The organism is Nostoc sp. (assembly GCF_054880495.1).
Window position 1 is genome coordinate 1 of record NZ_JBTYKD010000047.1, and the last position, 8,931, is coordinate 8,931.

7 protein-coding genes and 2 pseudogenes are annotated in these 8,931 nt (G+C 40.5%); 4 read left to right on the forward strand and 5 right to left on the reverse strand.

Translation table 11 applies throughout. The annotated features are described in order from the left end of the window. Positions 1-74 precede the first annotated feature (74 nt). Positions 75-764, reverse strand: a complete 690-nt coding sequence (locus tag ACYTXL_RS05170) for a DMT family transporter (protein WP_461923765.1) — start codon at positions 762-764, stop codon at positions 75-77. A 401-nt stretch (positions 765-1,165) separates the two neighbouring features. Between ACYTXL_RS05170 and ACYTXL_RS05175 the strand changes: the two are divergent. After that, a pseudogene (locus tag ACYTXL_RS05175) lies at positions 1,166-1,506 on the forward strand (hypothetical protein). Between the two features lie 357 nt (positions 1,507-1,863). On the opposite strand, the gene ACYTXL_RS05180 reads toward ACYTXL_RS05175, so the two are convergent. Further along, positions 1,864-3,159, reverse strand: coding sequence for a hypothetical protein (locus ACYTXL_RS05180; RefSeq protein ID WP_461923766.1), 1,296 nt, complete (start codon positions 3,157-3,159; stop codon positions 1,864-1,866). 481 nt (positions 3,160-3,640) lie between these two features. Next, positions 3,641-3,784 carry a hypothetical protein gene (locus ACYTXL_RS05185; RefSeq protein ID WP_461923767.1) on the reverse strand — a complete coding sequence of 48 codons (144 nt, stop codon included), beginning with the start codon at positions 3,782-3,784 and terminating at the stop codon, positions 3,641-3,643. A 469-nt stretch (positions 3,785-4,253) separates the two neighbouring features. Here ACYTXL_RS05185 and dxr point away from each other — a divergent pair, with 469 nt between their 5' ends. Together dxr and ACYTXL_RS05195 are read left to right on the forward strand one after the other, a co-directional pair. After that, positions 4,254-5,450, forward strand: a complete 1,197-nt coding sequence (dxr, locus tag ACYTXL_RS05190) for a 1-deoxy-D-xylulose-5-phosphate reductoisomerase (RefSeq protein ID WP_461923768.1) — start codon at positions 4,254-4,256, stop codon at positions 5,448-5,450. 420 nt (positions 5,451-5,870) lie between these two features. After that, positions 5,871-6,068: a hypothetical protein gene (locus ACYTXL_RS05195; RefSeq protein WP_461923769.1), complete on the forward strand. Its 198-nt coding sequence runs from the start codon at positions 5,871-5,873 to the stop codon at positions 6,066-6,068. A 301-nt stretch (positions 6,069-6,369) separates the two neighbouring features. Here ACYTXL_RS05195 and ACYTXL_RS05200 read toward each other — a convergent pair whose 3' ends face one another. Beyond that, positions 6,370-6,867, reverse strand: coding sequence for an acyl-CoA thioesterase (locus ACYTXL_RS05200; RefSeq protein WP_461923770.1), 498 nt, complete (start codon positions 6,865-6,867; stop codon positions 6,370-6,372). Between the two features lie 167 nt (positions 6,868-7,034). Between ACYTXL_RS05200 and ACYTXL_RS05205 the strand changes: the two are divergent. Then, a pseudogene (locus ACYTXL_RS05205) lies at positions 7,035-7,314 on the forward strand (CHAT domain-containing protein); the annotation flags it as partial. A 248-nt stretch (positions 7,315-7,562) separates the two neighbouring features. On the opposite strand, the gene ACYTXL_RS05210 reads toward ACYTXL_RS05205, so the two are convergent. Then, entirely contained in the window at positions 7,563-7,907 is a 345-nt protein-coding gene (locus ACYTXL_RS05210; protein WP_334791115.1) for a DUF1815 family protein, read from the reverse strand. Positions 7,908-8,931 lie beyond the last annotated feature (1,024 nt).

Genomic DNA, 8,931 nt, shown 5'->3' on the forward strand with positions numbered 1-8,931 from the left:
CAAATAGTCGTGTCTCTTCTTTTACTTGAAATTGAACGCCTAGCTCCCCTTGCACGTAGTTGTGGTTTTGACATTCATACTTCCAGGTGCAAGATATGAGTAGAGGGAAAAAGCTGGTCTTGAGTGAACAAAAGTATGGGGAAGATGACTAAAGCCGCGATCGCACAGATCCACAACTGGATTGTGGCCGGAGAAAATTTGGTTCGTAATTTTTCTACGATCAGTAGGTATGCACTCAAGAAAATTGCCGAAACGATCGCAGCCAAGCTTCCTTGACCTTCCTCTGTGGCGATTTGCAGTTCCTCAAATTCAATGGCGATCGCTTCCCCAAGTGCGATCGTCATCCCAATCAGGAATTGCTTCTCAAAACCCTGACGAAATAATAGCCACACTCCTAAGCTAGTAGATATCGGGGCAAGATTATGTAAGACACTAGAAATCGCAACGCTACTTTTAGTCAGTGACCAAGCCAAAAAGACTAAAGTGGCAGCCCAAAAAATACCGCCACCAAGCAATAGCCACAGATCCTGACTAGTGTAAAGCTGCCGTTCTACAGGTTTCTCTAATGAAAGTCCTTGACATATCGCCTTGTATCCATGCCAGAGCAAGAAGACCATACTACTAAGCCAAAGGCGATTAAATACAGTGGCATTGGGGCTGAGTTCTGTTTCGCTCAATCTCACGAAAATAGAACCAAAAGATATGACACCTACACCTAGAAATAATGAACTAAGGGCTATCTTCGTTTGATTGGATATATTCATTAGTAAATTTAATTATCATCAATAAAGGACTTACAAAGAATAAATTACTCAAGAAAAATCAAGAGTTCACGCTTAAAAAATAATGATAATTCGGGATGTCGCCTAATCCCATTGAAAAATTGAGTTGGCCTTTTGGGTCTAGTCTCAATAACACCACTACAATGAAGGTATTGTTCATTATTCCAAGTTGCTCTTATTCAGTTAAAAATGAGATTTCCCTGAGAGAAGGCTGAAATTATCGTGCGACTTTGATATACTATGATTTGCTGAGAAAATACTGAGAATTAACTAAATTTGCTCAAAGAATAAATTCATGAAAATTATGGCTTAGTTTCAATAAGTTCTCAGTGCCAAGTGAGATAGTTTGGGTGTTCAAGATAGTCAAATACTATGAGCCATAGATGAAACTCGCACCCTTAATTGCAACTCTTGTCTTTACTAGTTTTTTAACAGTTTGGGAAGCACCATTGAAAGTAATCAACCCTATATTAGTTCAGGCATCAGCTCAGGAATTGTCTGTAAATCAGAAAATAGCATTACTCACTAAAAATAAGGGTCAAATTGGTAGTGGCGATCAGCTGCGTCGTTTCTTTTTTGGGGATTTGGAGTCAATCGGTATCCAGCCAGGTGGACAGGTCATGTAGTTAACCTTTACAACAAAGCCAACAATGTCACATTCTCTTACTGTTCAACCTATAATGTAATTGTCGCCGTTAAGAAAGGCAAGGTGGCTAAGTTTTAACCCAGTGAAGTGAAGTAACTTAGCAATCATCAAGATGTCCAAGTTGGGCGCTGAAAATTTGAGAATTGATATCTCAATATAATTGCTGTATCGCCTAATTAGCTGAATAGAAAGAGTTTTTACGACGTAAAACCTTCCCTCTCCGACTCGGTTACGGTGTATACACAAGTCATCCAATTACCCAAAACAAAAACCTCACCCTGTCCTGACTTTAATCCCTCTCCTTAGTAAGGAGAGGGACTGGTTTTGCGTAGCAAAACCAGGGTGAGGTTTTTTAGGACTATTGGATAAAGCGTAAATTACCTCAAGACAGACTTGAACTAAAGTTTAAAGCAGGGAGACGTTTGTCGAACTCACCTAACCAACCCAGCGCTCTTGGGCAAATCCTACAGCTATTTTGGCTAGTAATGTCACAAAAGCGCCCAATATTAAATATCCCTGACGAGGATGGCGAGATAGCAGCAAACCAATGGCTATATTCAAAGGCACAATACCGTATGCGAGACGGCTTAAGGAGATGGTGCCTCCAGAGGCTAGCAGCAAACCAATACCACAAAAGCCATAAATAACTATAACTGGGGTCAGCTGCGTGTGTAAGCGCCACAATACATAGCCACCACCTAAGACCATGAACAAGTTGAGCAAGTTATTGATCCACTGTTGGCTGGCCAGAATCAACAAAAATAATACGAAAGCATAAAAGCCATAGAATAATTTCCCAGAACGAAAACGCCATAAAAGATAGCTACTGGCAAGAATCGCACCAAGCAACAAGAGATACCAAGGGTCTTGAATCCCGCCAGAGGAGTTTTGAACCCAACCATATTGCCAATTTTTTCTACCAACTGCAATTTGCATGAGCATATTTAACCAACCCTGCCAATCAAACCCTAGAGTTGGTCGCCATCCCCGTTGTGCTTCGATAAAAGCGAAAGGGTTGCCAAAATAAATTGCACAATACAAGCTGAATAAAAGTATGCCAATAGCGGTAGTCAAACCAGCTATATAGGCTATGGGTGGTCGGCGTTCTTTCCAGGCTGCGATCGCAAATGCTGGAATTAGTGCCATACCTGTAGGACGTGTTGCTGTCGCCATCGCACCCCAAAGGGCAGTCCAGCCATACTGTTTTTGATCAAACGCCCGCAAAGCCGCCGTACTCAAAAACAAATACAGCCCCTCTGTGTAAACCACCCCCGTAAACATCGAAGATGGATAACAGGAAACCACAGCAATGACCCAATACGCTGCATTGATGCCATAATGCTCTTTGATCCAAAAGTACAAACAGTAAAGCGCTGCGAAAAATGCCAGGTTGTTGACGAATGTACCTGCTAATTCAAACGGTAAGCCCAACTTCATCAAAACCCAGATGCTTGAAGGAAACAGGGGAAAGAAGGCGAGATTATGTTGCTTGCCGTCATTCACAAATTCATAGCCAGAAGTTGCGATCGCTCGATAATGTATACTATCCCAGGCATCAAAAACGCCCCAACCAAAAGGGGGCAAAAAATCTTCTGCTGGTAACGGTAGTTTTGGCGCAATCAGCAACATGGCAGTCCAGATCAATATTCGGCTGGCAAGCCATATTGCTGCTGGAAACAGGAAATCATTTTTCCATAAAACTTTTTTTATAACTATCTGAACTTTAGCCATAAGGTTGAGTGCTTCAAAAAACTCCTTTATGCATCCTTTCACCTATGGCTGCAACACAGCAATTTATGAGTAATATTTTGCATATTAAATCCTCCACCAACATAATTAACAAACTGGACAAATCGGCAACTACTTGAAATTATTTCCTATTTAGTTACTTTTGCCAATTCTTTCGGAATTTATCTTTTAAAACTGTAGTATTTATAGCAGTAGACAGACAGCTTAGGACATTCGCAAACCCTAAGAGAGCGGCTGTCACAGCTATCCATAGCAGAATTGTCCTAACCATTATGGCAGCCGCTATATAAATACAAATTTTGTCTAGTTATACGAAGATTAAGCAACTTTAGGGCGTATTTTAAAAGTCGATGAAATAGTTTAGAACTTACGCAGTGTACTAAACTATTTTGTATATTTTAATACACAATCATTTATTTTTTATTTATTAATCCTTAATTATAGAAAGGGCTTTTAGCTCTTTTTATATGTATTCACGAAGCTGACCTTCAGTATATTTAAGTTGATTAATTCCTCCATTAGAAATAAGATTTAATCTTGCAACTTCTATTTGCTCTCTATGTACCCAATCCTCACTATCTAGAAATCCAATATCTAACTCATCCATAAATAAATCTAAGATTTATAAACTGACTAAAGTAATCTAGTGGACTAGAATAGTTGTTATTATCGTACAGTTTATTCAGGATATTTATCATATCTTGTTGTTTATTTATCATCGCAAATATTCATCCACTCTTTTATGTTTATTATAAAACCTTGAAATTAACCTGACTTTTCACGTTGTATGGAAAAGCCCACGAAAAACCTAACCCCTTTCCCGACGCTCTAAGGGGTAAAATTCAAAATCTCTCTCCTTTTAGGAGAAGGATGAAGAAGAGAGGTTTTCGAGATACTGTGAAAAGTCAGGAAATTAACGGATTGGCGCTGGTGTAGGGACGAGGACAAGGAGACACGGCGAGATTTTTATTTCCTTCTTCACGTCCCCTCCTCAATGTATCGATTATAGTGATTGCTGTGATTAAAGAGTCCCAAGCAATTTATAGTGGGAGTTGTCTGTAAATCCTTAAGCATTTGTGAAAGCGATTACTCTCGTTGGTTCCACTGGTTCTATTGGTACTCAGACTTTAGATATTGTCACTCAGTACCCAGATCAGTTTCGGATTGTGGGATTGGCAGCTGGGGGCAATGTGGAAATGTTGGCTGCTCAAATTCGGCAGTTTCGACCGCAAATAGCAGCAATTTGTTCAGAAGATAAATTACCAGCGCTGAAAGAAGCTATCATTGACCTCGATCCTCAACCGATTCTACTCGCAGGTGACGCCGGAGTGATAGAAGTAGCTCGTTACGGCGATGCCCAAACCGTTGTCACGGGGATCGTTGGTTGTGCGGGCTTGCTACCCACGATCGCAGCTATTGAAGCTGGTAAAGATATTGCCTTAGCGAACAAAGAAACCCTGATTGCTGGCGCCCCTGTGGTTCTACCCCTAGTGGAAAAACACGGTGTAAAATTACTCCCAGCCGATTCCGAACATTCTGCAATCTTTCAGTGCCTCCAAGGTGTGCCAAAGGGAGGCTTACGGAAAATTTTGCTCACTGCATCCGGTGGGGCTTTCCGAGACTGGGATGTAGAAAAGTTAGAGGATGTAACCGTTACTGACGCCCTCAAGCATCCTAATTGGTCGATGGGGCGGAAAATCACCGTAGATTCTGCTACTTTGATGAATAAAGGACTGGAAGTAATAGAGGCTCATTTTCTGTTTGGGTTGGATTATGACGATATCGAAATTGTCATTCATCCCCAGAGCATTATTCACTCGCTGATTGAACTGCAAGATAGTTCAGTTTTAGCCCAACTCGGTTGGCCAGATATGCGCTTACCCTTACTGTATGCTCTATCTTGGCCCGATCGCATTTACACTAACTGGGAACGACTAGATTTAGTCAAAGCTGGAAATTTAACCTTCCGTGAACCAGATCACCAAAAGTATCCTTGTATGCAGTTGGCTTATGCTGTGGGTAAAGCTGGTGGTTCGATGCCAGCTGTGCTGAATGCTGCCAATGAGCAAGTTGTGGCTTTATTTTTAGCAGAAAAAATTCGGTTTTTAGATATTCCCCGGTGTATCGAATGGGTGTGCGATCGCCATCAAAATGATCACCGTGCTAATCCTTCTTTAGATGACATTTTGGCAGCAGATAAATGGGCAAGACAAGAAGTTTTAACAGCGACTGAAAACTTAGAAACTCACTCGCAGATAATTTCTCTGCGATAAAAAGCTTCAGTTCAAATTGAACTGGGGATTAGAAATTGATGTCTAGTCCCCAATCTTTAATTCCCAGCCTCTAATCCAATTAATATAAAAATCATTTTACTTGATACAATTAAACTCTATTGAAGATAGTCAGTAGCTTCCTGATCAGTCATCAATTTTATGTATATCTATAATTTATCTTCTAATAAAAATTAAAAACCTTTACAAAAAGTTTGCAAAAAAAGCGGCATATCACATAAATAAGTATCTGATTTTTAGTTAAAATATCCCCAGGCTAATTATCACAAAAAGCCCATTCTAGCGGATATTAAAAATTGGGTTTAGCATCTTTTATACCAGTGATTATTGCCAAAATAAAAACTCACCCTTTCTGAATAAACCCACTCTCACACAAGGGCAATTATTAAGGAATTAATATATATGATTGCTACGCTGATTGTAGCTTGGATAGTCTTCATAATATTGTGGAAGTTGCTGAAAGCAACGTTAAGTAATGCATTGACGATTGCGGTAATCCTTGTTTTATTAAATATTGGTTTTGGCATTACTCCCCAAGATATTTGGCATTACGTAACGCAGTTTGCTCAAAATCTGCCGCATATCCAAAGTAGCAAGTAAAAAATCCATACTTTATGTGGAAAAGCCTACGAAAAACCTAACCCACTAACACCAATTTGAAAAATGATTGTGACAGATGGAAACCTGAAACGCTTATCCAATCGATGTTTCACAATCTAAAATCTAAAATGGTATAACCCCCTTCCCGCGACGAGAAGGGGGAAAATTCAAACTCTCTGACGCCACATGCAACAAGAGTGGCTCGCCGCCCAACGCAGTGGCTCCTCTTTTTAGGAGAGAGATGGAGAAGAGAGGTTTTCCAGATACCGTGAAAAGTGATCAAAGTTTATGTAGTGTTTACTTACTTATTGAATGCTGAAATCTTGGCTAACGCATCCTTAACACTCGCCGGTAACTGACGCATAATCTTACCTCTTTCGCGATCTAAAGCTACTAAAGTCACCTTGGCAGTGACGTATAATTGTTGTCCATCAGTTGAGACAATGGCATAATCCCAATTGATGCGGACACCAGTCACTTCAGCCATGCGCGTTTTTACCACCACTGCCATACCCAATTGAATTGAACGGTGGTAGCGCACTGACAGTTCTACAACTGGTAAATCGCAACCTATAGCGACTAAATCAGCAAATTCAATCCCTATAGTTCGCAAGCATTCAATCCGTGCTTCTTCCATCCAAGCTAGATAAGAACCGTGCCAGACAAGACCGGCATAATCAGTGTGGTGGGGTTGGACTCTGACAGGATATTCAAACCAATTCCCAAATTCATGACTTGATGGATTGTCAAGGGCGCTGGTTGGTGGTAGTTTTGGTTGGCTGGGTTTTTCTTCTGACATCTTCAATTTTCTCAGCACCTATAAATTTTCATTTTCCAAATCATTGAATAGCATAAAAATTAATTGCGTTGCTGGACTTCTTGGTTTAATATTTACACTTCCGAGTATAGAGAGTGTTTAGCTCTAGACCCATTTTTTCGGTAAAATGCGAAAACACCGCAAAATAATCTACTTTGCGGATTTTAGCCGGTGTTTTTAGTAAAGTTAATTATCAAATCAAAGTTGGTAATCGGCAAGTTGCTTTCGCTGGTTTGCCTTTTGCAAGACGGGAAGTGGAAAGTTTCGCAGCTATGGTTTCGGAAACTACGAAGCTTTTAGATGATACCTTTAACCCCAGAGTCACTGTACCCCAAATGGATGATTATACAATTGTCCATTTAGCGACTCATGCAGCCTTCTGTGGTGGGTAAACCAGAAGATTCGTTTATTTTATGCGGGAATGGCGATCACTGCTGCAAAAATTCTAGAGATAATTAACCAAAACTGCTAATCTCTGATTTTGGTGTTGTTTTAACACCAAAAGCTAAAGGCTCAAAATCCAACTCGTGAGGTTTTGGCAGATAAAAAAACAGGCGATGGGCTAGACGAGCCAATCACTTAATGGTAATGGAGAATAGGTAAGAGCGATCGCTAACTAAGCCACCATTACCAGTTACCGATAATCAATTTCTAAATTGCGATCAACCTTTGGAACCTTAATACTTCTTGGCAAGAGTTTTAGAGCCTGTATCAGTTTGCATAGATTGCTTGACAAGACTAGCCAGTTCGTCTAGTTGGCTGATTGCCTCTGCACCTTCTAGCTTCATTAATTCCCGGTCATCCCGCATTTCCGTCCAAGTAATCCCGTAATCGGACACTAAAAACCGAATCAGGTGGCCATCACCCAAACTAACCATAAACGATGCACTATTCATTTGGTCGCCACAGGTGTAGCAGGACGCAAGATACCCGCGCCGCTCTAGTACAATCGCCAAGGCTTTCAGGTTCATTACCAAGTCTTGGACGAATTGTCGATGTTGATGTGCTAGTCTCAGAAACACTTTTCTCCTCCAGACACCACAGTTGAGTCTCTTTTATATTTTCTTTAGGTTTTATCATCCACTGTATTGTAAACTATTCATTACAATTAGCAGACAGATGATATTGAGTCATGTAACTGACTACCTTGTTTAGGGTAGTGGATCAGCATTTTGAGGGCTGTATCAAACTATTCAGTTTGCAAATTCAAAATCTCGGACAGAACTGCTAAATTTAACTATATCTTTATACACTTCTGTCAGGGTAGATTCTTACACGAAGGGATCCGCTTTAAGAGTAACTTAAATTTACCACTAGTCAACTACAGAAAAGCTACATATTGCGTTATTATAGGCGGCGTGCAGCCAAATTCACTGCTAGTAGAGGTGATAACGTAGTTTTGCATGGTTATAGTGTCTTTTGCTTAGATGTTTGATCTATTCTCTTTCTAACGTAGGTTTTGCTATAGATAAATGATTAAATATACCAAATTCGTTCCTCCTGTATATATAAAGTTAAGCATATAAGAGGGCAAATTTTAGATTCAGTACTAAAAGCAGGTAAATTACAGTTCTTTATACAAACTTTATATAATTAATCAAAAGTCTCAGTGTAAGCTGTTAGATATTTAACTTCCATATTACCCAATACGCTTGGGTTAAGGCTAAAACTCTTTGTGAAAGTCAATTTTTTTAACGTAGACGCAAAGCGATGAAGCAGCGCGGTCTTCTCCCAAAGGGAGAGGCTAGCGCCTTCCCTTCAGGACGCTATGCGAACGCGGAGCGTCTCGTAGAGAAGGGGGTTTCCCCCATCAGCGACTGCTGAACCCAGAGGGCTTGCCGCAGGCTAGCACAGAGGCACAGAGAACACAGAGAGAAGGAAGAAATGCTTATACCAATTCTGTATGAAGATGCGCTAAACCCTATTTAAACCACGTCTATCTTGAAACCTTTAGTTCTTCTGTGATCAAAAGGATTTGCCCTCATCCCCCAACCCCTTCTCCCAAATCTGGGAGAAGGGGAGCCAGAATTTCAAAGTCCCTCTCCC

Excerpts from the sequence above, each read along its gene's own strand:
- ACYTXL_RS05185 (WP_461923767.1), bottom strand. The coding sequence starts at position 3,784 with ATGGATGAGTTAGATATTGGATTTCTAGATAGTGAGGATTGGGTACAT.
- ACYTXL_RS05170 (WP_461923765.1), bottom strand. The coding sequence starts at position 764 with ATGAATATATCCAATCAAACGAAGATAGCCCTTAGTTCATTATTTCTA.
- ACYTXL_RS05195 (WP_461923769.1), top strand. The coding sequence starts at position 5,871 with ATGATTGCTACGCTGATTGTAGCTTGGATAGTCTTCATAATATTGTGG.
- ACYTXL_RS05200 (WP_461923770.1), bottom strand. The coding sequence starts at position 6,867 with ATGTCAGAAGAAAAACCCAGCCAACCAAAACTACCACCAACCAGCGCC.
- ACYTXL_RS05180 (WP_461923766.1), bottom strand. The coding sequence starts at position 3,159 with ATGGCTAAAGTTCAGATAGTTATAAAAAAAGTTTTATGGAAAAATGAT.